This is a genomic window from Cronbergia sp. UHCC 0137 (genome assembly GCF_034932285.1).
Classification (GTDB): Bacteria; Cyanobacteriota; Cyanobacteriia; order Cyanobacteriales; family Nostocaceae; genus Cronbergia.
The window spans coordinates 1-22,784 of record NZ_JAYGHC010000021.1 but is presented as its reverse complement, the minus strand read 5'-3'; the positions used below and the strand labels follow the sequence as shown (position 1 = coordinate 22,784).

23 protein-coding genes and 1 other RNA gene are annotated in these 22,784 nt (G+C 40.5%); 15 read left to right on the top strand and 9 right to left on the bottom strand.

Annotated elements, in window-relative coordinates; translation table 11 throughout:
- Positions 1-114: 114 nt before the first annotated feature.
- The 3 genes from VB711_RS12715 to VB711_RS12705 all read right to left on the bottom strand — a co-directional run bounded on the left by VB711_RS12715 (position 115) and on the right by VB711_RS12705 (position 2,487).
- Positions 115-1,233, bottom strand: a complete 1,119-nt coding sequence (locus tag VB711_RS12715; RefSeq protein WP_323286431.1) for a peptidoglycan-binding protein — start codon at positions 1,231-1,233, stop codon at positions 115-117.
- A 425-nt stretch (positions 1,234-1,658) separates the two neighbouring features.
- Positions 1,659-2,018: a DUF5615 family PIN-like protein gene (locus tag VB711_RS12710; RefSeq protein ID WP_323286429.1), complete on the bottom strand. Its 360-nt coding sequence runs from the start codon at positions 2,016-2,018 to the stop codon at positions 1,659-1,661.
- Positions 1,996-2,487: a hypothetical protein gene (locus VB711_RS12705; RefSeq protein ID WP_323286427.1), complete on the bottom strand. Its 492-nt coding sequence runs from the start codon at positions 2,485-2,487 to the stop codon at positions 1,996-1,998. The genes VB711_RS12710 and VB711_RS12705 overlap by 23 nt, the downstream gene beginning before the upstream one ends.
- Before the next feature lie 97 nt (positions 2,488-2,584).
- Between VB711_RS12705 and VB711_RS12700 the strand changes: the two genes are divergently transcribed.
- From VB711_RS12700 to queF, 5 genes are all read left to right on the top strand, one after another.
- Positions 2,585-2,851 (top strand): YciI family protein, encoded by a 267-nt coding sequence (locus VB711_RS12700; RefSeq protein ID WP_323286426.1) that lies wholly within the window; start codon positions 2,585-2,587, stop codon positions 2,849-2,851.
- A 37-nt stretch (positions 2,852-2,888) separates the two neighbouring features.
- Positions 2,889-2,985, top strand: an RNA gene (gene ffs / locus VB711_RS12695) — signal recognition particle sRNA small type.
- A gap of 24 nt (positions 2,986-3,009) precedes the next feature.
- On the top strand, positions 3,010-3,384 hold the full coding sequence (locus VB711_RS12690) for a hypothetical protein (RefSeq protein WP_323286425.1): 375 nt from the start codon (positions 3,010-3,012) through the stop codon (positions 3,382-3,384).
- Between the two features lie 163 nt (positions 3,385-3,547).
- Positions 3,548-3,943, top strand: coding sequence for a hypothetical protein (locus VB711_RS12685; protein ID WP_323286424.1), 396 nt, complete (start codon positions 3,548-3,550; stop codon positions 3,941-3,943).
- Positions 3,944-4,017: 74 nt separating this feature from the next.
- The gene (gene queF / locus VB711_RS12680; RefSeq protein ID WP_323286423.1) at positions 4,018-4,434 is read left to right on the top strand and encodes a preQ(1) synthase; all 417 of its coding nucleotides are present in this window, start codon (positions 4,018-4,020) and stop codon (positions 4,432-4,434) included.
- 93 nt (positions 4,435-4,527) lie between these two features.
- Here queF and VB711_RS12675 read toward each other — a convergent pair whose 3' ends face one another.
- Together VB711_RS12675 and VB711_RS12670 are read right to left on the bottom strand one after the other, a co-directional pair.
- Positions 4,528-5,442 carry a PEP-CTERM sorting domain-containing protein gene (locus VB711_RS12675; protein WP_323286422.1) on the bottom strand — a complete coding sequence of 305 codons (915 nt, stop codon included), beginning with the start codon at positions 5,440-5,442 and terminating at the stop codon, positions 4,528-4,530.
- 97 nt (positions 5,443-5,539) lie between these two features.
- Positions 5,540-7,792: an amylo-alpha-1,6-glucosidase gene (locus tag VB711_RS12670; protein WP_323286421.1), complete on the bottom strand. Its 2,253-nt coding sequence runs from the start codon at positions 7,790-7,792 to the stop codon at positions 5,540-5,542.
- Between the two features lie 309 nt (positions 7,793-8,101).
- On the opposite strand from VB711_RS12670, the gene VB711_RS12665 reads away from it, so the two are divergent.
- On the top strand, positions 8,102-10,075 hold the full coding sequence (locus VB711_RS12665; protein WP_323286420.1) for a DICT sensory domain-containing protein: 1,974 nt from the start codon (positions 8,102-8,104) through the stop codon (positions 10,073-10,075).
- 366 nt (positions 10,076-10,441) lie between these two features.
- Here the strand turns inward: VB711_RS12665 and VB711_RS12660 are convergent, their stop codons facing one another.
- Positions 10,442-10,834 (bottom strand): SgcJ/EcaC family oxidoreductase, encoded by a 393-nt coding sequence (locus VB711_RS12660; RefSeq protein ID WP_323286419.1) that lies wholly within the window; start codon positions 10,832-10,834, stop codon positions 10,442-10,444.
- A gap of 261 nt (positions 10,835-11,095) precedes the next feature.
- Here VB711_RS12660 and VB711_RS12655 point away from each other — a divergent pair, with 261 nt between their 5' ends.
- The 7 genes from VB711_RS12655 (at position 11,096) to guaA (ending at position 17,721) form a co-directional block, all read left to right on the top strand.
- Positions 11,096-12,199 (top strand): metallophosphoesterase family protein, encoded by a 1,104-nt coding sequence (locus VB711_RS12655; RefSeq protein ID WP_323286418.1) that lies wholly within the window; start codon positions 11,096-11,098, stop codon positions 12,197-12,199.
- 147 nt (positions 12,200-12,346) lie between these two features.
- Positions 12,347-13,066, top strand: coding sequence for a Uma2 family endonuclease (locus VB711_RS12650; RefSeq protein WP_323286417.1), 720 nt, complete (start codon positions 12,347-12,349; stop codon positions 13,064-13,066).
- A gap of 198 nt (positions 13,067-13,264) precedes the next feature.
- On the top strand, positions 13,265-13,510 hold the full coding sequence (locus tag VB711_RS12645) for a Calvin cycle protein CP12 (protein WP_323286416.1): 246 nt from the start codon (positions 13,265-13,267) through the stop codon (positions 13,508-13,510).
- Positions 13,511-13,814: 304 nt separating this feature from the next.
- Positions 13,815-14,408, top strand: coding sequence for a DUF3177 family protein (locus VB711_RS12640; protein WP_323286415.1), 594 nt, complete (start codon positions 13,815-13,817; stop codon positions 14,406-14,408).
- A 66-nt stretch (positions 14,409-14,474) separates the two neighbouring features.
- Positions 14,475-14,774, top strand: a complete 300-nt coding sequence (locus tag VB711_RS12635; protein WP_323286414.1) for a hypothetical protein — start codon at positions 14,475-14,477, stop codon at positions 14,772-14,774.
- Between the two features lie 10 nt (positions 14,775-14,784).
- Entirely contained in the window at positions 14,785-15,891 is a 1,107-nt protein-coding gene (gene cbiD / locus VB711_RS12630) for a cobalt-precorrin-5B (C(1))-methyltransferase CbiD (protein WP_323286413.1), read from the top strand.
- Between the two features lie 207 nt (positions 15,892-16,098).
- The gene (gene guaA, locus VB711_RS12625; protein WP_323286412.1) at positions 16,099-17,721 is read left to right on the top strand and encodes a glutamine-hydrolyzing GMP synthase; all 1,623 of its coding nucleotides are present in this window, start codon (positions 16,099-16,101) and stop codon (positions 17,719-17,721) included.
- Between the two features lie 312 nt (positions 17,722-18,033).
- Here guaA and cysE read toward each other — a convergent pair whose 3' ends face one another.
- The 3 genes from cysE to VB711_RS12610 all read right to left on the bottom strand — a co-directional run bounded on the left by cysE (position 18,034) and on the right by VB711_RS12610 (position 21,504).
- Positions 18,034-18,786, bottom strand: coding sequence for a serine O-acetyltransferase (gene cysE, locus VB711_RS12620; RefSeq protein ID WP_323286411.1), 753 nt, complete (start codon positions 18,784-18,786; stop codon positions 18,034-18,036).
- 320 nt (positions 18,787-19,106) lie between these two features.
- A complete protein-coding gene (locus VB711_RS12615) occupies positions 19,107-19,598 on the bottom strand; it encodes a hypothetical protein (protein WP_323286497.1) in 492 nt (163 codons plus the stop codon).
- Positions 19,599-19,848: 250 nt separating this feature from the next.
- Positions 19,849-21,504, bottom strand: coding sequence for a DUF3352 domain-containing protein (locus tag VB711_RS12610; protein WP_323286410.1), 1,656 nt, complete (start codon positions 21,502-21,504; stop codon positions 19,849-19,851).
- Between the two features lie 67 nt (positions 21,505-21,571).
- Between VB711_RS12610 and VB711_RS12605 the strand changes: the two genes are divergently transcribed.
- Positions 21,572-21,931, top strand: a complete 360-nt coding sequence (locus tag VB711_RS12605) for a rhodanese-like domain-containing protein (RefSeq protein WP_323286408.1) — start codon at positions 21,572-21,574, stop codon at positions 21,929-21,931.
- Between the two features lie 335 nt (positions 21,932-22,266).
- On the top strand, positions 22,267-22,784 hold a 518-nt coding region (locus VB711_RS12600), incomplete at its 3' end, for an Rpn family recombination-promoting nuclease/putative transposase (protein ID WP_323286407.1).

Here is a 22,784-nt window from a genome sequence, read left to right as displayed (position 1 = left end):
CGACTTCCAGTCGCCAAGGCTTCTACAAGTTTTAAACGATGAAAAATCAATAGTTTGAAACCCACGGAGGTGGGTTTTGTTTGTATAGCCGCGACTTCCAGTCGCCAAGGCTTACTATACAGGTGTAAGAAACAGTTTAGCTTCCTCTTGTCTTCTCCTCCTTAACCCTGCCTCAACAGAAGTTCCAGGATTTCTGTATTTAAGAAAAGTCTCTTCAATCTCATTCCACTGTTTATCTCTTAAAACTCTCGTCATGCTTGTAAAATTACGATTTCCATAGAAATTAGCACCCAAATTGTAAGCAAAACTCAATAAAGCTCCTCGTTGGTTAACATTTAATTCTTGCCAAACCGGAATTTTTTCTAGTGGTGGCAAATAACTATTTTCTAACTGCAACATTAACAGTTCGTCAGCCATCTCTCTTGTGATTCTATCACCAATTTTCCACTCACTCCCATCTTTTTTGCGAGTAGATCCCCAACCAATAGTGATAGGTTTACCCCCAGACAGAGGATCAGGATAAGCATTGGGATCAAAACCCTCAAATTTTTTAATTAACACAACTCCAGGCAGGGGTATTTTACCAGACTTACCACCGTAAAGAGTAGAAGATGTAGAAGATATAGAAGAGGGATTAGATTTTACGGTTTCTGTCTTTTGATCAGAGTTTTGAATAAATTGATTCAGGGCATTTTGAGTTCTTGGTCCCACTACCCCATCAGGAGTAAGACCCTGTTGTTGTTGAAACCTTTTAACAGAGGCCAAAGTCTTTTGACCAAAATCACCATCTATTTGACCCGGATCTAGATTTAGTGCTTTCAAAATTTCCTGTAATTGCCGGACTTTTGACCCCTTAGAACCTAGTCTGAGAATTTCGTTTCCTGTTAGCATCTGCACTCCTAAAACTTGTAATTTGTTCGATGAATCGCTGGAAATATCTGGTTTTTGAATTATAGGTTTTGAATCAGATTGTATAGTTTCTTGTGTTACTTGTTCAATAGATTTATTCAGAGCATTTTGAGTTCTTGGTCCAACTACCCCATCGCGAGTAAGACCCTGTTGTTGTTGAAACCTGTTAACAGAGGCCAAAGTCCTTTGACCAAAATCACCATCTATTGGACCTGGATTTAGATTTAGTGCTTGCAAAATTTCCTGTAACTGCCGGACTTTTGACCCCTTAGAACCTAGTCTAAGAACCTCATTGGCATTTAAAATTAATTTGGTAGCCATCATGCACTCCTGATTTTATCCCTCGAAAAACAAAGTATCTCTATTTCTGAGACAACTTTCTCTACAATTTATAAATTATCAGATATGAGTATATTTATAGGAGTTACGCATTGATAAAATATATTACATAAGGATGACGAATTTTATCTCTTGTAGGGTGTGGTTCGGCAAGCTCACCAACCACGTCAGACCCGATAATTTAGCAAACAACAGATTTTTTATATCTGACGCACCGCAGTAATTTAGATGAAGTCAGGTGCGCCAGAATCTGAAAGTTAGTGATTCTAGCCTAAATTATTCTGTCTGACGCACCCTACAGACTACTACTACAAAATAGTTTATACATATCATCTGCATTTTGTACAGTGCGTAAGTCCTAATTTAATGTTTAAAGATTTTAGTAGTTTGTTAAGATTGTAATATTAACCCTAATAATTCCACTGATTAAGAATAACAAATTGATTTTCAAGCAGATAGCCAGTTGCTTCAAGATTAGAAATTGCTTTGACGATCGCTTGATAAGTCATATTTTTAAAAGATCCTGGATTTTGATAAATTGCTAAAATGCCTAAATGAACTGGGTTAAGCTGATGAAGTTCTTCAAAATCATCACAGTTACGAGTTAACAACACACGCTGATTTTGTCTCGCATAATCTAAAACGATCACATCTGGACGACTACCTAAACCCGCTTCATTAACGGTGAGCAGATCATGATTTGCGGCTTGAAGCAAATTAATCAGATATTTTGCTTGGGAATCTTCATCAAGCAGCAGTCTTAGGCTCAAAAGATACTCCTTTTATTTCTAATCTATACCGCTCTTCATCTGCTTCTAACTTCAACAATTGTTGATGACTCTCACAGTAATTTATAACTTCATAAATAGCGGCTAAAGGTAAATCCCAATTTTCTGCTACCTGATCTGGTGACATTTTATTTGCTATCATGTCTTGCCAAATAGTTGAGGCCAGAAGTTTACGTCCTTTAATGTAAAGTTGTCGCCGCCAGGGGTGAGTGCGTGATACTAGAAATTGCCAGTCTTCAATCTGTCCAATAGGTTGTAAAGATTTAACCAGGACATCTATCAGAGAAAGACGATCACTCACAGATAATCTAAATACCTGCTCTTGCAGTTCTTGAAGTGACATTACAACACCTCTAACCAACATTGTTATTAATTCTATCATCAACCCATTACGGTAAAACCAACTGGTAGATTTTGGTGGGTAGCGATTTCTACGGTGTGCTGAGTGCAATGCACAAGCTCCTCGTAGCTTGCTTACTCTAGTGTACGCTATCGTACCTAACATTTCTCAGTTATTCTCAATCCAAAATCTAAAATCCAAAATTGATATGCCTTGGTTTGTCAAAATTGAAACTGGTAGAGTTGAAAAACCTACCTTTGACCAATATGTACCCGCCCATAAAGCCTACGTCCAAGAATTAATTACCAAAGGACACAAAGCCCGAACCGGGTACTGGTCCCAAAAAGGAGGCGGAATGATGCTATTTGAGGCAGCATCAATGGATGAAGCACAGGCTATAATTGCAGGTGATCCCTTGGTACAAAACGGCTGTGTCGATTACCAACTTTATGAATGGAAAATTGTTGTGGAATAACACACAATTACTGAAATTTGATGTTATGCTTATAGAAGACCTGGATCTATGCGACTTCAACGCCCAAATCTTGTCAGGACCGGAAGGTAGCAGCAATACGGGATGCTTGTGGTAGGCGTAGTCTCCGGGTCGCCCCATTTTTAGGAGTGCTTAGGGCAATGCCTGGTTTTGGAGATATCGTTCAAAAAGCTTTTTACCTCGGTGTTGGGTTAGCCTCTTATGCCAGCGAAAAAGCAGGGGGGAAATTAGCCGAACTGCGATCGCAAGTCCAAAAATTGGCAGACGATATGGTAGCAAAAGGTGAGATGACTACAGAAGAAGCTCGTCGGTTTGTCGAAGATATGATGAACCAAGCCCAACAGCCCCAATCATCTGCACAAACGCCAGAAAAAACATCCCCTTCGGAACCTCGTCGCATCGAAATACTAGAGGTAGACGAAGAACCAACTACGAAACAAACCGAGAATGTTGATGAGCTACGCCAACAAGTAGAGAAACTACAACAAGAGTTAAAAAAACTACAGCAAGATTAGTAAATAGTAGTTTTTTGACTGAGGGATTAACAATGGTTAGCACTTGGGTAATGGCGCTATACCCAAATTTAAGTTTAACGTGCATTTCCCCATTGTTAAATCTAGTAGTTGTAGCTCAGTAGCAATCAGCGCCCTGTTAGTAGTAAATAAGGGCGTTAATTTTATGGAACAGTGGGAAAAAGATTTTTTGAAGATAATCGAAACTGTCGCTGAGGAAGTAGAGCGATTCATCCTGGGAATGAATGAGATGGTAGACGCTTTTTTTGAGCTAACGGAAGAAATTACTGGGCAAGTACAAGGTTCCATTGCTACTGAATTTGACCAGTATTTACAGGATGTTACTGACCCAATTTTTGAAGCCTATTGGGAACTGGAAGACATACTAGGAGATGGGGATATGGGTTTTCCTTATCCGGTTGAAGCCACACCAGAACAACACGCTGCTTGCATTGGTTGTAGTAATTATCACGGTCAAGTGTATAGTGGTAACTTATTAGTTTGTGCTATGCACCCCCACGGTTGGGATGATGTCAATTGTCCTGATTGGGAACAAGTCTAAGAACGTTCCACAATGGGAAAAGGGAAGAATAATTTCCTGTTCCCTATTCCCTGTCACCTGATACCTAATAATTTATGAGTAACCTTTCACCGGAAACTGTATCTTTAACAACTCAAGAAATGAAATATGGCGAACGTGAGATTGCGGAAGGAGAATTAATTACCTTTCCTAATCCGCGTGTGGGTAGGAGATACGACATTAACATTACTTTGCCAGAATTTACTTGTAAATGTCCGTTTTCTGGCTATCCTGACTTTGCCACTATTTATATTTCTTACATCCCTGACCAAAAAGTGGTGGAATTAAAAGCGTTAAAACTGTATATTAATAGTTATCGCGATCGCTATATTTCCCACGAAGAAACAGCTAATCAAATTTTAGATGATTTTGTTGCGGCTTGTGATCCCTTAGAAGTGACAGTGAAAACAGACTTTACCCCTCGCGGAAATGTCCATACTGTGGTGGAAGTAAAGCATCAAAAATACTCCTGATGGCGAAAATAGAAAACACAAATAGCCAAATAAAACCCCGGAGTTTTTTGAAATATCCGGGGGTTGATCATTTCAAATTGCTGATAATTCTAATTAGGAATTTTGACGTTTACGAGCAGAGCGGAAAAATAAACCGCCAACGAGTAAAAGACCTAAACCAGCACTTGGTTCAGGAATTTCTTTAGGAACAGTAACTTGCTTATCCCATTGTATGCCAGCGATCGCTCCACTACCAGGATAGCGATATTCTACTCTAGCAATATCTATATAACTGGTATTAAAGGTGTATAGAGAATTATCACCTCTGACCTTGCTATTTTGGGTGATGGTGACACCATCTTGGGTATAGCTTTGTTGGTAGCCATCTATAGCATCAGGATACAAATTTTGTATTCCTTGGACTAAAGACAGAGCATCAATCTCAAATTTATTGTTATTTTTATCCCAGAGGAAGATATCTAAATACTCTCCTCGGCTATTTTGGTCATCATCCATATCTAGGAGTGAGAACTCTTTGAAGTTGACAGGACTATCAAAATTAAAGTTGATCGAACCACCACCAGCTTCATCATCAGGATCGTTGGCGTTCCTGACTTCTTGACCTACTTTATTTTGTACCCAACCGTCTTCTTGAATAATCAAGACATTATTTTGGACTGTAGTTCCCCATGTACTTCCTGTTCTTAAATCTGAATCGCCACCTGTGGAACTATTGGGGTTGCTGTTAAATAACAGTAGTGGCTCGGATACGCTAGGGTTATTTTTTCTATTGGCACTAATACTCACACCCCATTCTGCCCACTGATTACTAATACCAGCAAGATTTCCGGCATTGGAAGTGGTAATAGCGTTGCCTTGGGTATCAAAGTCAAAATTTAAATCGAATGATTGGATCTCCGTGGTGAATCCTGCGGCTTGGGCAACTCCTGAATTAAGTATTCCCATAGCGGCGATCGCTGCTATACCAATTAGTTTTGGTATAACTTTTTTGTGGTTTAATCTACTCATGATTGTTAAAAATATACTACGCAAACTTATTATACCCATTTAAACAAAATGTTATATCAAGAGTGCGTGTAGATTTTTTTAAGAACTGACTAAGAGATTAGGCTTCAATAACAACACGAAGATTACCCCGTTTTTTAGCCACACGACAAGCTGTAGTATTGCCAGAACGTTCAAATTCCAAATCTAGAATTGTCGAACCTACCCGTAAATTATGCAATGATAGACGATTAATTGATTCTGGTAGGGCGGGATCAATGATCCGTAGACAGTTATTTTGGGCATCAGGAACTAAATTCACCATCATTTGCAGTAATTGGAAAATGCTACCAGTAGCCCAGGCTTGGGGTGTACAAGCAACAGGATAATTGATGGGGTTGTTGTCTCCGTTGAGTTCGTAACCGCAAAAGAGTTCTGGAGGGCGTTGATAGGACTGTCGGGAAGTCATATTGAATAAACCTTGGTATAGTTCCAGGGCTTGGTCAATTAAACCGAGCGATCGCAATCCCATGGCAATGAGTGAGTTATCATGAGGCCAAACCGAACCGGTGTGATAACCCATCGGATTATAAGCCGGAGACAAACTACTTAAAGTCCGAATCCCCCAACCATTAAACATATCAGGCGCTCGCAACCGTTCGGCCACACTGTAGGCTTTTTCTGGGGTGAAGATTCCCAAATATAAACAATGACCAGGATTAGAGGTGATACTATCTACCTGCTGACCTTCACCATCTAAAGCCAAAGCATAAAAATCTTCTTCTTCTAGCCAAAAATCTTTGTTAAATCTAGTTTTGAGACTTCTAGCTTCTTCTTGCCAACGTTCTACCAAATCAAGGCGTTTTTTGCTTTTGGCAACTTCTGCTAGTCGAATTTTAGCAGCGTAAACGTAAGCTTGTACCTCACAAAGAGCGATCGCCCCTTGAGCTAATTCACCCTTACGATTAACAATACAATCACCAGAATCTTTCCAACCTTGGTTAGTTAAACCCCGTTTTGATTGACGATAATAGCTCAAATAGCCAGTTTCTTGCAGATGGCGATCGATCCAATCCATTGCGGCCAAAGCATTAGGCCAAAGTTGCTCTATGGTTTCTATGTCGTGAGTCCAAGCATAGTATTCAGCATAGAGCATCAACCACAACGGAGTCGCATCCACTGTTCCATAGTATGGTGTGTGGGGAATTTCTTGACAACGCGCCATTTCCCCTAACCGTAACTCATGCAAAATTTTACCAGGTTCTTCTTCCCGCCATTGATCCTCAACTTTTCCTTGATATTCGGCTAACAGCATTAAGGTTTCTTTGCTGATTTGCGGGTTTAACATCAAAGTTTGGGAAGCTGTAATAATCGAATCTCGTCCAAATAATGTGGAAAACCAAGGTACACCAGCCGAAACGGTTTTATGTTTGCCAAAAGATTGACGTAATAAATACAAGTCTTGTTCAGCCCTTTCAATTACGCGATTAAAAAGACTTTTATCTGAACTAATGCGGGTAATTTGTTGTACCCAGTTTTGTTCTTCCATCAATTCGGCTGCTTTTGCTTGTCCTAAAGTAATAGCCGCATTAACAGTAGAACTAGACTGATTATTGGTAAACATATTCAGCCGATAACCCAGTTTTTGGGTTTCATGGGAAGCCAATTTTAGCCGCCACACTGCTGTATAACCTTGCAAATGGTCTGGTTGTCGGTATTGAAATTGGATGCGAGATTCCATCACCGACCCATCTAAGCCTTGATAAGCCAGTGTGAGAGATTCTTCTCGTTCGTGAAGTGAATGGTGTGGAGTTGGGGGTGCAACACTATCAGTTATGGGTTCTACAAAGCGTAAAAGCTGACCTCGTTTTGTTCTGTTGTAACCCCGGACTTCAAATAAATCGACAAAATCAGCATCAAAACTGAGACTAATTTCAAAACTAATGTGAGTGGTGCTGTAGTTGGTGACTTCTATTTCTTCAAAAAGTGCGCCATTGAGTACCATTTCCCGACGAATACCTACGGTGTCCGGGGTGAGATGTCCATCAATTTTAGGATTAGTACACAAAACTGTCATGGCAAATCCTTTGTCAGCACTACCACTGAGCAGGACTGGCGATCGCCCCTCTATTTGCAATTCTAAGCGATTTAAAAATCTGGTGTCAGCGCAAAACAGCCCCATATTAGGGTTTCCATCCTGGAGGGAACAACCAGAAATATTCCCCATCGTGTCTGTGACTAAGAATAAATCATCATCTTTTGCTGTCAGGGTCGGCTGTGGCCTCTCACTAATTACACAAGGCCATTCAGCGATCGGCGCTTGTTCTGCGGTAATAAAAGTTTTTCCATCCAAGAATATCTTTTCTGGTGTCATAGGGATTGGGGGCAGGGGGCAGGGGGAAGGGGAAGCAGGGGAAGCAGGGGAGGCAGGGGAGGCAGGGGAGGCAGGGGAGGAATAATTAATTTATTACCCATTACCCATCACCCATCACCTAATTTATCGGTTATTAACTTGAAGTCAAGGTTGGAATCTAGGGATTTTCATTGGGTTTATTCGCTGATGAGCATTTAGAGATGCTATAAATTACAAATACTCATAAACAACTATTTTTTCCTCCATACCTCCCTGCTAGGAAAGTTGGTTGAGAATGTATATTGGGCTTAGTGGCCTTTAACGATATTCATGAGCATTTCGACTTCCGTGCTTGGTGATTTACTACAGTCACTACCGTACTTGCGGACTCAACTATATTTCAAAGCTTCACTGACGGCGCTCTCCCATGCAATGGAAGACCAAGTTTTGGCTGCAACTCTGGATAAACCCCTGATAATTGCTAGTTTCCAACGAGAGCGTTTTTATCGCCAAGAAGCTCATCGCTATCAACGACTTTCCCAACGTAGTAACCAAATATACGTTCTATCTGCCCCAGAAACGGATTTTGCTAATAGCTCGGAATATTATGAAAAAGTAGCTTTTAAACCAAATGATGCGTTAACCCAAGAATGGCATCTGGTGGTTATTGCTGATAATTATGCTACTTGTCTTGTGTGTCGAGAAAGCGTTGGTTCTATTGCCAAAAATCAGCCAATTTTAGAGATTAGTCCTAGTCTGGATATGGATACGGCGCGAAGATTTGAGGGCATTTGGACTTCGGAAAGAGGGGTTAGCGTTAAAACTGCCGAGTTATTATTAAACAGGATTTTGGTTTATAGACCAGATTTGGTGGGTAAAATTAATCAAGCTCGTCAACGCTTTGGAATTGGCCAACAAAGACTTCACTTTGGTACAGTAATTAATAACGAATATGCCTGTGATATTGATACTGATCCCTTTGTTCAAAGGTTAGTAACTTATTTGCAAGCTAGTCAATACAAATTACATAAGGCTTATCGTTCGATCGCTGCTTTAGCCAGAAAGGAACGGTTAGTAAATTCCATTAGTACGGCCATTAGGCGATCGCTAGATCCCCACGCAGTTTTGCAAGTAGCAGCCGAAGAACTGGGAGAACATCTACAAACTTGTCGCTGTTTAATTTATCGGGTGCAAGCTACGGAAGTCCAAGCAATCATTGAACATGAATTTCTCAATCCTGGGGTCAAGTCTATCCGGGGACAAACCTGGGATTTAGAACACAATCCACTGTTTCAAGAAATTATGCAGCAGGGTGAGGGAGTGTGTGTTTCAGATACACAAACTGACTATCGGGTAATCAGTTCACCAGCACTATCCTTGATTGTGAAAAAGTTCGCCATTCGTTCTTGGGTAATGGAACCAGTGTTTTCTCAGGGAAGACTGTTGGGGATTGTAGAACTACATTATAGCCAATTGCCGTCCCATGAGTGGCAAACTGGAGAATTAGATTTGGTGAAAGCGATCGCTATTCAAGTGGGAGCATCTTTGATTCAAGCGGAAGCCTTTGCGAATTTAGAAGAGTTAAATAAACAACTAGAAGCCCTAGACCGCACCCGCAGTAACTTAATTGCCATCACTGGTCACGAACTGCGTACCCCCCTATCTACCATTCAAGTTTGTTTAGAAAGCCTGGCCAGTGAGCCAGATATGCCCTTAGAATTGCAGCAGGTAATGTTGAGTACGGCTCTTTCTGACTCCGAGAGAATGCGGAAATTGGTACAAGATTTCCTCACCCTTTCTAATTTAGAAAGTGGCCGGGTAGAATGGCATCCAGAATCTTTGAGTTTGCAAGAATGTGTAGATTTAGCGCTGAGTCGATTGCGATCGCGATCGTCTAGTGAAAAGCCACCCCTGGTTAAAACCCAAATTGATCCAACCTTACCTCTAATTAAAGCTGATGGTGATTGGTTGGTGGAGGTACTAGCCAAACTCATCGACAATGCCTGTAAATTTACACCGTCTGAGGGTGAAATTACCATTAAGGCTAGTCAAAACCAAAATCAAATGGTGGAGGTGATTGTAGCCGATACTGGCAGGGGCATTGAACCCAATCGTTTAGAGGTGGTTTTTGACCGTTTTTATCAAGAAGAAGGTGCTTTGCGTCGAACGGCCGGTGGAACTGGGTTGGGTCTAGCAATTTGTCGCCAAATTGTCACCGGCTGGGGTGGTAAAATCTGGGCAGAATCAACAGGGAAAGATCAAGGAAGTAAATTTAACTTCACTATTCCTATTGTTCAAGGTTAATTGGTGATTGGTGATGGGTGATGGGTGATGGGTAATAAATTAATTATTCCTCTCCTGCTTCCCCTGCTTCCCCTGCTTCCCTGCCCCCTGCCCCCTAATAACGTAAGTTGCTAGTTAGGGAAAATGTCTGATATGGCTAACGCCTCCCGTAAGGGATACAGGATGTCCAGGATTAAAGGATTTACAGGATTAAAACACAATACAGTTCAGTCAAAAATTTGTTCTTCTCATTTCTCTGTGTCCTCTGTGCCTCTGTGGTTCGTTTAAAAAAGAATTTCAGGCTCAACTGAACCGTGTTGGATTAAAACAAAAAATTACTTACCAATGATCAACCTCAACTAGATAACTAGCAACTTGAGTTAATAGTTACTCTGGCAAGGCTGAAGAATGATGATGCTCAATTAGCCATTGACCATTTTGATAGTCGTAAATATAGGAATAACGAGCTTTGACAACTGTGGTTTTTCCTTTTTTATCTCGCAGAGTAAAAGTATAAAGCCCAACATCAGAAGCCGTGTTACAGCCAATTTTAATCACCCGTTGGTTAATCTTACCTTGCGGCTTTTGCTTCAGAAATTCCACAAAATAGTCACGAATTTGCCTGTGATTCAAACGGGGCTTATTGGAAACAGTAGGTAAAAGCACAGCATCATCCGAGTAGTTAGCTACAACTTTATCAGGATCAAGAGTCGCAAGAGAGGCATTCCAACGGTCAAACAGGGAAGCGATCGCCTTTTTATCAGTGGCTTGGCAATTCATTGTTTGATCCGCATAAACTGAGGGTGATGAACACGCACTTACCAACAATAAACATAGAAAAACGCAATAATAACGTTTCACAACAAACCTCTGTGTAACTTGACTAAATTATCATAAATTAAAAATGGCTATCAGTAATGTGCTATTTTAACTAAAAATATCAATATTAAATATAATGACCGATTCCCAGCTAGACAAATTAAAAGTTATACTCTTAGAAAAAGATTATTTCCACCCTACCTTTAATATTTACTTAAATTCATGAATCTTAATTTTCGTTTTGCTATAGTCAGCGATTTACACATTGCACTTCCCCACACAATTTGGGATCATCCTAGCAGATTCCATCTCGTAGAAGTAAGTATTCCAGCTTTGGAAAGTGTGCTAGAACATTTAATACAACTAGATTTAGACTTTCTTTTGATTCCTGGAGACCTAACCCAGCACGGTGAACCAGAAAACCATGATTGGTTACGAACTAAGTTATCTCAGTTACCTTTTCCTGTTTATGTTGTCCCTGGAAATCATGATGTTCCAGTGCTAAATGCTAATGAAAAATCAATTGGTTTTACTGAATTTCCTTATTATTATCGCAAGTTTGGTTATGAAAATCCAGAGCAAATGTATTACAATTGTCAACTATTGCCAGGAGTGCGATTAATTGGTTTAAATTCTAACTCTTTTGATCATCAAGATCAACAAGTCGGGCGTTTGGATAACCAACAACTCCTATGGTTAGAAAGGGAATTAACTGGGATTGGTGATGATTTAGTATTATTAATGATACATCACAACGTTGTCGAGCATTTGCCAAATCAATCAAATCACCCAATGGCAAATCGCTATATGTTAGAAAATGCGCCGGAACTTCGCCAATTATTGCGAAAATATGGGGTAAAATTAGTATTTACTGGCCATTTACACGTTCAAGATGTGGCTGAAACCGAAGGGATTTATGATATTACTACCGGTTCTTTAGTTAGTTATCCCCATCCTTATAGAGTGTTAGAGTTCCACCGCGATCGCCTCGGTAGAGAATGGTTAGAAATTTTATCTCATCGGGTTGAATCGGTCAGTGATTTCCCTAACTTACAACAGTCCTCAAAACAGTGGATGGGCGATCGCTCTTTACCTTTTGTTATCAAGTTACTGACTTTACCACCCCTAAATCTACCATTAAATCAAGCTCAAGAACTAGCTCCCAGTTTACGGGAATTTTGGGCAACAGTAGCCGATGGAGATGGAATGTTAGACTATCCCCAATTTCCCCTAGAAGTACGTCATTATATCCGAGAATATGGGGCGATAGCTCACGGTAGTAGTGCTACATTAATTGATAACAACAGTACACTTTTAATCAGGTAACTCCCATACTGACAACAAACTAGACTATCATGAAGGAGGCAGAAGGCAGAAGGGATTAACCCTCCTGATTTGAAGCCACTGAACTCTTTTTCAGTTCCCTAACTCATGCCTTCGATAAAAATTTAGGCTTGATCAAAAAGGTGAAAAATGACAACCGAAAACAATCTAGCCATTGTGGACTGGGAATCTCACCAGCCACCAACAAACCTAATATTTGATGATGGTGAACCCTTGGAATCAAATCGACACCGAATTGGGATGAATGTCCTGATTGATTCATTGCAACAAGCATGGGCTGATCGCAATGACTTTTTTGCTGGGGGCAATATGTTTATATATTACAGTAGCACCCAAATTCGTAACCAAGATTTCCGTGGACCAGATTTTTTTGCTGTGCTAAACGTCGATGGAACTACCCCCAGACAAGGATGGGTAGTATGGGAAGAAAATGGACGCTATCCTGATGTAATTGTTGAATTAATGTCACCATCTACAGCAAAAGTAGATAAAACGACCAAAAAAGATATTTATCAGCAGATTTTCCGCACATCCGATTATTTTATCTATGACCCCTTTGACCCAAATTCCTTACAAGGTTGGCATTTAGATGCTAATCAAGAATATCAACCTCTAACCCCAGACGAACGGGGATGGTTATGGTGTCAACGGTTAGGTTTTTGGTTGGGGACTTGGGAAGGAACAATCTACAGAGAGACTGCACCCTGGCTTCGTTTTTACGATGTCTCTGGTAATGTAGTTTTATCGACAGCAGAAGCGGCAGCTAAACAGGCAGAAGCGGCGATCGCTAAAAATGCACGTTTAGCAGCTAGATTAAGAGAATTGGGGGAAAATCCAGACATACTGTAATCGGATGACACCCCAAAATCTTAAAATATAAAGAGTAAGTTACTAGAAGTGAAGAATTTTACTGTATTAGTGATAGATTATGAGGCTCTAACATGAACTTATCAGCTAAGTGGTTAGAATGGTAGGCGATAGAGTCAAAATTACCATTTTTGCAACTTTTCTACACTGGTATAAACAACATACAACGAGATTAAATCAATGACTAACATCCAAGAAAAAGTAGAAACCAACATCCAAGAAAAGATCGAAGAAGAGATCCAAGAAGCCCGTGTTGTCTGTGATACTTCAGGTACTAACTCCGCAGAGTGTGCTGCTGCTTGGGATGCAGTTGAAGAACTACAAGCCGAGGCTTCTCACCAGCGTCAAGTTAAACCAAAGAACTCTCTAGAAAAATACTGTGATGCTAACCCAGATGCAGATGAGTGTCGGCTTTACGAAGACTAGAAATTGTAGCAGGAGTCAGGAGTCAGGAGTAAAACCCTGTTGTGAAAAGAGGTTCATGAATGGCTTAAACCAATGTCCTAACCCCCTTGCCAGCTGCGATAATTTCTGGTGTTTTGTATCCATCTAATACAGCACGGCAGAAATAAAACTATTATTACAAATCAGCTTTTGGAAATTTTACTGCCACGCATTGGTACTATTGAGCAAGCAACCAATATCTACTAACTGAATATTAGAATTATAGATATCAAAGTTGCTTGCCTTTTTGTCTACTAGACCAATCCCCTATTAATTTACAAAATTTATGGAACAAATTTGGTTTCGCCCTTTTGTTTGGATGGACTATCGACTAGGATTATTATTTGTAGTAATTATTCCCCTTATCCTCCTAATTTGGTCATTTGTCCAAAAATCAGAAGCAATACAACGTTTGTTAATAATTTACTGGCGTGTGGCAACTTTATTAGGGATTACAATTTACTTGATGATTGGTGGATTAGCAGTGAGTTTTATGTCTGGTTTAATGGCTCGCATCCTCATCCCTATTTCTCTTTGGTTCTGGATAGATATCAATGATGAAATTGAATATCAATCTAGTGGATTATTAAAACTTATTTTTACTTCCTGGCGATGGGCAGTTAGCGTTTATTGTGTTTTAAGTGCGATCGCTTTCACTCCTTTTGTTAATTGCGCTTTTTCTACAGAAGCCCTCAAAACGCCTTATTGTAGAGTTTGGTTAGAAACACCATTAATGTTTAAGGACTATTTTCATGCCAACAGCAAACCAGCATTTTTAGGGTTTTTAGGAATAGTTGGATTAGTGATTTATGTGCTTTATTTAAGCTATTTTGTGTTAGTAAAATTAGGTAAACAAGGACGTTCCGCATCACGAACTTAACGAATTAACTTCACATTTTCTTGATCTTTATGTCTCCCCTGCTTAGATTATATATAGTAGTCCTAAATGAATAATTTCATAGGTAAACGTCTAGAACAATACACCATTAAACGCCCTCAAGAAGTCCTAATCGTCACTATCAATATCGCTGATGAACAAGATAAAATTGCTATTTTCAAGGGGTTTTCTAGTTCTTTAATGCGCCCAACTGCCTTTGATCCTGATGTGCCAGTTTTGCCCAATGAAGCAGAAATTATTGCCATTGATCGCATAGCTAGTCCTTATAATCCAGAATCACCCCGTTATATTGAAAGAGCAATATCTAGGGAAGCTATGGAAGTTTTGCTTGCAGAAGTTGGCGTTTGAAAAATATTTTATGTCACGTTCTGGATATACTTTACCTGTGTTTGCTTGTGCTGCTGCCTTAGCCGCTTTACATTGGTTACGTGATCACCAAGCTGTAACCGTGGTAGCTGTAGATTTAATTGAACCAAACCAAATAGCCGAAATTCCCATTGAACAGGTAGCCGGATTATCTGAAAATAACGCTTTGGCGATTACCCGCAGTGATCCGGGAGATAACCTCGATTTGACCAAAAATACACCAATTTGGGCAATGGTGGACTGGGTAACGGGCGATGGAGAGACAATTAGAATCGAAGGTGGAGAGGGAATTGGTAAGCAATTAAATGGTGAGGGAAAGGCGGCCATTTATGCCTACGCTCACAGGTTGTTGACAGAGAACCTATCCCGGATGCTAGAACCAGGGGAAAAAATCAAAGTAACTATCATTTTACCTCAAGGGCGATCGCTCGCTGTACGGACATCCAACTCGGCTTTTGGTGTAGTCGAAGGACTCTCGTTACTCGGAACAACGGGTATATCTCAACCATTGAGTACACCGGATCAATTAACAGCTTTCCGCACCGACTTACAAAATAAAGCCAGTCAATTTACAACGTTAGTCTTTTGTATTGGCGAAAATGGCTTGGATTTAGCCCAAAAACTAGGTATTAACCCAGAACAATTGGTAAAAACTGCCAACTGGCTAGGACCCATGTTAGTAGAAGCTCATTTATTGGGTGTTAAAGAAATTCTATTATTTGGTTATCACGGTAAATTGATCAAATTAGCAGGGGGGATTTTTCACACCCATCACCACCTAGCTGATGGCCGTAGGGAAATATTAACAGCCCATTGTGCTAGGTTAGGTTTAAACGATATTCAAACAATATTTGATAGTCCCACAGCCGAAGCTGCACTCCAACACCTGCGATCGCTCGACAAAAATACTGGTAGCAATTGGGTTGAGAAAATTTATCACACGATCGCCGAAACCATTGATAGCCGTGTGAGCGAATATATCAAAAGTCACAGCGATCACAGTGAAATCCCTAATTGTGGTTCTTTGCTGTTTGATCGCGATCGCCAAATTATCGTCAAAAGTAAAACTGGTTGTATCCTAATGGAAAAATTGTGCTAACTTAATATGAATTATCATAAACAAATCAAATAACACTTTCTTCATTACCTCCTTTAGAGAGATTTTTCTTTTGTAATACCAGGTCAGATTGATTGGCTACCCAGACGCGGCAAAAATCGCGTCTATAGAGCTATCTATTACCATAATCTGGTAATGGTTTAAGACCATAGACTGATAATTTATCCTTACCGACACACACAGGTCATCATGAATACAGCGGTGAATCTACTAACCGAACCAGCACCTCAAACACAGGGAAATTTGAGGCCGCTAAACCGTCAAATTATAGTTATTCTGGATTTTGGTTCTCAATACTCTGAATTAATCGCTCGTCGTATCCGCGAAACTCAAGTATATTCTGAAGTCCTTTCTTATCGCACTGATGCTGAACAACTACGCCAACTGAATCCCAAAGGAATCATCCTCTCCGGTGGACCAAACTCAGTTTATAGCGATCGCTCTCCCCATTGTGACCCAGAAATTTGGAATTTAGGTATCCCCATCCTTGGCGTTTGCTACGGGATGCAGTTAATGGTTAACCAACTGGGTGGAGAAGTAGTCCAAGCCGAACGGGGTGAATACGGTAAAGCATCATTATATATAGATGATCCCACCGATTTGTTAACCAACGTCGAAGATGGGACAACCATGTGGATGAGTCACGGAGACTCAGTAAAACAAATGCCACCAGGGTTTGAATTGTTAGCACACACAGAAAATACACCCTGTGCAGCGATCGCTGACCATGAGAAAAAACTTTATGGTGTACAATTCCATCCAGAAGTAGTTCATTCTCTTGGTGGAATAGCATTAATTCGCAACTTTGTCTACCATATCTGTGAATGTGAACCCACCTGGACAACAGCGGCCTTTGTCGAAGAGTCAATCAGAGAAATTCGTGCCAGAGTCGGAGAAAAACGAGTTTTACTAGCCCTTTCCGGGGGAGTAGATTCTTCAACTTTAGCCTTTTTGCTGCATAAAGCCATTGGAGACCAGCTAACTTGCGTCTTTATCGACCAAGGTTTTATGCGGAAATTAGAACCAGAACGGTTAGTTAAGTTATTCCAAGAACAATTCCATATTCCTGTTGAATATGTTAACGCGCGCGATCGCTTTATCAATTCCATCGCCGGTATCACAGATCCAGAAGAAAAACGCCGCCGTATCGGTCACGAATTTATCAGCGTCTTTGAAGAAACATCCAAACACCTTGGTCACTTTGACTACCTAGCCCAAGGAACTCTCTATCCAGATGTCATAGAATCCGCTAACACCAATGTTGATCCTCAAACCGGCGAACGTGTAGCTGTGAAAATTAAAAGCCATCACAACGTCGGTGGTTTACCTAAAGACCTCAGATTTAAATTAGTTGAACCCTTACGGAAACTATTTAAAGATGAAGTCCGCAAAGTAGGACGTTCTATTGGATTACCAGAAGAAATAGTCCAAAGACAACCTTTTCCTGGACCTGGTTTAGCAATACGGATTTTAGGCGAAGTTACCGCCGAACGTCTCAATATTTTACGCGATGCTGACCTAATTGTGCGGCAAGAAGTAAATCAACGGGGCTTATATAATAGTTTTTGGCAAGCTTTCGCGGTTTTACTACCCATTCGCAGTGTTGGTGTCATGGGAGATCAACGTACCTACGCTTACCCTATCGTCCTCCGAATAGTCACCAGCGAAGACGGAATGACAGCAGACTGGGCCCGTGTACCTTACGACGTATTAGAAGCTATTTCTAACCGTATTGTTAACGAAGTCAAAGGAGTCAACCGCGTAGTTTACGATATCACTTCCAAACCACCTGGAACTATTGAATGGGAATAATATCCCTTGGGGGCGCGGAATAAAAATTTCAGCCCCTCAAAAGCGATTAGTACAATACGGCGTAAATATTCTAGGGCTTGCTGAATAAACCTAAAACTTAGATATATCAAGAGTTTAAAGGTTAAAAAAGTGAATCAGGTGCAAGTAATAAGCGTTGAAACTACCAAAAACCTATCACTTGACCAAATTAAACTATATTCTTCTCTTCTTCTCATTCTTCCTCCTGACTTCTGACTCCTGACTCCTGACTCCTAGCCCTAACGAAAGGACTTTTATGCCTAACGGCACGCTACACGAACAGCAAACCCTATTCTATATTCCTGCACCATCAAAAAATTCCTGAAGCTTTTTATCTCTGAGATTACAGAAGATATGTTCTTGGGGCAATTCATCTTCCTGCATGAACTTACCTACTAAAATCGGAGTTTTTGTCGGATTTTGGAGAGATTGAATTTGTTCTTCCAGTGCTTCAATGCGGTCAACTAAGGCACGAATAACTTGAGCCTCTGAGTCTGGTAAGTTGTTGTGTTCGAGGGGAGACACCCGGACTCCAGAACGATAGATAATGCGGCCAGGTACGCCAACAACAGTACAATCAGAAGGAACATCTCTTAAAACAACCGAACCAGCACCAATGCGGACACTGTTGCCAATTTGGATATTTCCCAACACCTTTGCACCTGCACCCACAACAACATTTTCGCCTAAAGTGGGGTGACGCTTACCGCTTTCTTTACCTGTACCTCCCAGGGTAACGCCTTGGTAAATTAGGGCATAGTCTCCAACAATGGCGGTTTCACCAATCACTACTCCCATTCCGTGGTCAATAAATACACCCTGACCAATGGTAGCCCCTGGGTGAATTTCAATGCCAGTTAAGAACCGGGCTATGTGAGAAATCAAACGGGGGATTAGGGGAAGACCAATGCTAGACAACCAGTGAGCCAGCCGATAGAATGTTAGGGCTTGCAAACCTGGATAACAAAACAAAACTTCTAGCCAATTCCGGGCAGCGGGGTCACGTTCAAAGATAATGCGAAAATCGGCACGCAATGTAGACAGCATCGAGATATACCGCTTTACTAAACTTACTCAAATAGAACTTACGCAACAAGATTAAGGTATTTTCGTCATTGCGAGACTTTCTTACCCTGGGGAAAGCAAGCTACGCGGTAAGGTGTGGTAGGCTTTCCCAATCTCCAACCCCGATGTTTTGTATGCTGTGCGTAAGTCTTGTTAAATTTACCTAAAGATTTCCAGTTAGTTTCTGCTTCACTGTTAGAATGATGGCATTTATCTAATCTAAGGACTTTAGGATAGGACAAGTATCGCCCTATCCTATAATTTATCATATTTTAAGGGTTGGTTATTGCCTCAAAGCAATTTTAGTTCTGCTCTATTGTCAAAGTGTAGTTATGTTTTACCCCAGGGTTAAATGTTCCCACCCAAATGCGATAAGTCCCTTTTTTCCAATCCTTATCGCTCACACTAGCGTCTTTACTTCTACCCGTATCATCACCACAACGCACTGTCTCTTCGTTGGGTCCTTTGATAAATAAAGTTGTGTCGTAACCACCACTGTTTACTAAAATTTTCAACTTCTCAAAGTCTTTTTCTAAGATCATGATGTGGTCTGGGTTAGGATCTGCAAATCCAATACAGGCTTTTTGATCGCGATCGCGGTTGCTCATGGTAGATAATGAATAAGAACCACCCATATACCCAGAAACCTTGCCCTGTGAAGGTTCAAAGCCTACTGATAAACTAATTGTCCCAAAATTAGCCGTTTGTGCTAATGCGGGTGTAGTGATCATCTGCATGAGTGCAGTCAAAAGCCAGCCACCTGGAATCAGCAGCCAGAGGTGACAATATTTCATCATAGAACTCCTACAGACTTTCGATTGATTATGATTAACTAACTTTATTAAGAAAAAGGCAATATTGTAGCCATTGTAGCAAAATAAAGGTCAGGTGAGAATGGGAAAATATATTTCTTCCCTGTCACCTTCTTTAGAGAACTCCACAAAAAAGATGATCTAATTTCACCAAATCAAAGGGACTTTTCTTCCCCCTGCCCCCTGCCCCCTGCCATCACAACGACGGGATGTTTTTTGAGTTGGAAGTCTCTTAGCGGTCAATTTTGAAGAAAATACCGCCTTTGAGTGTCCCTGGTTCGGTGCTATAGTTACTGACTGTAAGCGATCGCAGATTGTTAAATAGTGGTTTTCCTAACATTTCTACGAATTTCAGCAGGGGTAGTTGACGTTCTAACATTTGTTGGCTTTGATTCCAATCAAGATATATATAACCTTGATTTGGTTGGGGAATTGGGGCGATACTATCCTGGAAGTCGGGATTATTGCTCAAGAATTTTGCCTGACCTGTGAGGATTTGATCTAATATTGCCAAGTTCGAGGTGAATATTTCATAATTATCTTTGGTTGTATGGGCTGCTAATATCTTTGTATCTACGGTAACGGCTGCTTTGTCTTGAGTGGTGGCTGTTAACTCTGTCCAGGTGGAGATTTGCTGTTGATTGAGATTCACTGATGTGACATTAATGCCTTGAGCGATCGCGATCGCATTCAAATCTGCTATACCTGTTAATATTTGGGGCGTTTTTTCCACTACAAACACCCAATCTAGGCTAGTTTTTTCTCCACTGGGTAACAAAGCTAGGGCATATTCACCATTAACCCAAGGAAAAATATCTTCTGCAAAATTTAACCCCCAAGCTGTTTGTAGTTCCACCAAGGGTTTGAACCACCGAGAAAGAGTATCTTCCCCAGAACCATAGATAGTTCCCGTTCCTTGCTTCCACAGTTGCCCTAAATCACTTTTACCTATATCCTTTAAATTTGTCCCAGCGATCGCTAAACTTGCCGATTCTGGAATATATTTTAAAGCCTCCACAGGTTTAGATAGCGGTAAAAATGGAGGTGGTACTTGCAATTTAGTCAAAAATGTGCTTTCAACCAGCAACCCTTGGGAATTTAAAATTAAAGCAATAATTTCGTTGTTATATGTAGCTTCTGCAAAATCTAACCCTTGCCATTGTGCCACGCGGGGCAGATTTAAAAAAGCTACAGACATAGAACTTTTGGGTATTTGTTCAAGAGCTTTTTGATAAATTGGATCACTACTCAAATTTAAATCCGGGGCTTGAATGTTGTTAATTGCCCCTCGTAAAACTTGAACGTCATTGGCAAATAATACAAATTTATCAACAACTGCACCAGCCAAACCAGTTTGAATATTTGTTAATTTAGCTGCTTCTGGTTGATCAGAAATCAACTTCACACCTTTGTATCTTTCTACAGCCAAAGTTGACCCAGCTAAAGCTCTTTGAGAAAATAGCAATTCTAAAAACTCACGGCTTTTTGCTGATTTTGCCGTAGCCACTGCCATCAAATATCCTGGTTGTAGACCGTTTTCCGGGTCGTGGTCTAGGTCTGGGCTAGTTACAGCCAATGTAATTTCATTTCCTAACCAAGGTTTAATATCTTCTTGGTAATTGATTGTACTTTTAGTAAATAAACTGGCCTTGAGTTGAGAAACTTCCCCTTTCTTATCTAGTGACTCCAACTTGTCAGGGTTTACCAGCAATGATACCATCACAGGAGCTAGTTTTGATACAAAAATCCCAGCCCTTGGTTGAGTATTAGGAAAGACAAGACTAACTGGACTTTTGACGAAAAACCAGTAAAAACCAATGATACCAGTTAAGACCAGAGCGATCGCACCAGCGACAATAAAACCAAAAAAAGAACGTTCTCTATTCACATTCAACCTATTTTATCGCTTTTCTGCCAACATGAATAGTATAGATTTGATTGTTTAGAAAAACTCCATGCTCAGTAAATCTTTTAATCAAACCATGCCCCAAATCAGCGTCGAGGAACTAGCACAGCGTCTTTCGTCAGGTGACACCCAACTGCAATTGGTGGATGTTCGTGAACCGCAAGAACTTGCATTAGCAAAAATTGAGAATTTTGTCAATCTTCCTTTGAGTGAATTTGCCCAATGGAATGAAAATATTAGCGATCGCTTTGACCCCCATGCAGAAACTCTGGTATTATGTCATCATGGTATTCGTTCTGCTCAGATGTGCCAGTGGCTAATAGACCAAGGATTTACAAATGTTAAAAATATTGTAGGTGGCATTGCTGCATACTCTTTATTAGTTGATCCTACAGTTCCCCAATATTAATAGGACTATCTCTTGTAGGGTGCGTCAAACCTGATAGTTGAGCATCTAACAGACCTTCTCTATCTGACGCACCGCACTAATATGAAATGACTATCTCTTGTAGGGTGCGTCAAACCTGATAGTTGAGCATCTAACAGACCTTCTCTATCTGACGCACCGCACTAATATGGAATGGGACATAATTAATTACACAACTGATTTTTCTGTTCCCTGTTCCCTCTCTCAACGAGTGAATTTAATTTTGTCCGACTACTTATGAAATGACAAAAGCCTGAAACTAGGCAACTTCCTTTATACATATCATCTACAATTTGTACAGCAAGTAAGTCCTAAAAATGTACGACAACACCTGTAAATTCCTAGCCGAAACATTTCCTACCGACTTTGCCACCTGGCTACTAGGCACACCGATTCATTTTACAAAACTCAAACCGTCAGAACTCTCAGTTGAGCCAATTCGTGCCGATTCTCTCATCTTCTTACAGTCAATTTCAATTATACTACACATAGAATTTCAAACTCGTCCAGATCCAGACCTTCCCTTCCGCATGGCAGACTATCGCCTCCGGTTACACCGTAAATTTCCCGAAAAAGAAATTTGGCAATTCGTAATTTATCTAACACCAAGTGACTCACCTTTAGTATTTCAAACCAACTTTCAGGCAGGTAAACTCACCCATGAGTTTAATGTAATTAGATTATGGGAGCAACCAACTGAAATATTTCAACAATATCCAGGACTATTACCACTGGCAGTTTTGACTAAAACAGATAACCGCATCCAAACCTTAACAGAAGTAGCAAAACAGATTGATAATATTGAAGATAGAAGAGTAAAAAGTAATGTATACTC

Bases quoted from the DNA above. Each gene is read 5' to 3' on its own strand.
- VB711_RS12715 (WP_323286431.1), bottom strand. From the start codon at position 1,233: ATGATGGCTACCAAATTAATTTTAAATGCCAATGAGGTTCTTAGACTA.
- VB711_RS12700 (WP_323286426.1), top strand. From the start codon at position 2,585: ATGCCTTGGTTTGTCAAAATTGAAACTGGTAGAGTTGAAAAACCTACC.
- VB711_RS12690 (WP_323286425.1), top strand. From the start codon at position 3,010: ATGCCTGGTTTTGGAGATATCGTTCAAAAAGCTTTTTACCTCGGTGTT.
- VB711_RS12685 (WP_323286424.1), top strand. From the start codon at position 3,548: ATGGAACAGTGGGAAAAAGATTTTTTGAAGATAATCGAAACTGTCGCT.
- queF (WP_323286423.1), top strand. From the start codon at position 4,018: ATGAGTAACCTTTCACCGGAAACTGTATCTTTAACAACTCAAGAAATG.
- VB711_RS12675 (WP_323286422.1), bottom strand. From the start codon at position 5,442: ATGAGTAGATTAAACCACAAAAAAGTTATACCAAAACTAATTGGTATA.
- VB711_RS12670 (WP_323286421.1), bottom strand. From the start codon at position 7,792: ATGACACCAGAAAAGATATTCTTGGATGGAAAAACTTTTATTACCGCA.
- VB711_RS12665 (WP_323286420.1), top strand. From the start codon at position 8,102: ATGAGCATTTCGACTTCCGTGCTTGGTGATTTACTACAGTCACTACCG.
- VB711_RS12660 (WP_323286419.1), bottom strand. From the start codon at position 10,834: ATGAATTGCCAAGCCACTGATAAAAAGGCGATCGCTTCCCTGTTTGAC.
- VB711_RS12655 (WP_323286418.1), top strand. From the start codon at position 11,096: ATGAATCTTAATTTTCGTTTTGCTATAGTCAGCGATTTACACATTGCA.
- VB711_RS12650 (WP_323286417.1), top strand. From the start codon at position 12,347: ATGACAACCGAAAACAATCTAGCCATTGTGGACTGGGAATCTCACCAG.
- VB711_RS12645 (WP_323286416.1), top strand. From the start codon at position 13,265: ATGACTAACATCCAAGAAAAAGTAGAAACCAACATCCAAGAAAAGATC.
- VB711_RS12640 (WP_323286415.1), top strand. From the start codon at position 13,815: ATGGAACAAATTTGGTTTCGCCCTTTTGTTTGGATGGACTATCGACTA.
- VB711_RS12635 (WP_323286414.1), top strand. From the start codon at position 14,475: ATGAATAATTTCATAGGTAAACGTCTAGAACAATACACCATTAAACGC.
- cbiD (WP_323286413.1), top strand. From the start codon at position 14,785: ATGTCACGTTCTGGATATACTTTACCTGTGTTTGCTTGTGCTGCTGCC.
- guaA (WP_323286412.1), top strand. From the start codon at position 16,099: ATGAATACAGCGGTGAATCTACTAACCGAACCAGCACCTCAAACACAG.
- cysE (WP_323286411.1), bottom strand. From the start codon at position 18,786: ATGCTGTCTACATTGCGTGCCGATTTTCGCATTATCTTTGAACGTGAC.
- VB711_RS12615 (WP_323286497.1), bottom strand. From the start codon at position 19,598: ATGAAATATTGTCACCTCTGGCTGCTGATTCCAGGTGGCTGGCTTTTG.
- VB711_RS12605 (WP_323286408.1), top strand. From the start codon at position 21,572: ATGCTCAGTAAATCTTTTAATCAAACCATGCCCCAAATCAGCGTCGAG.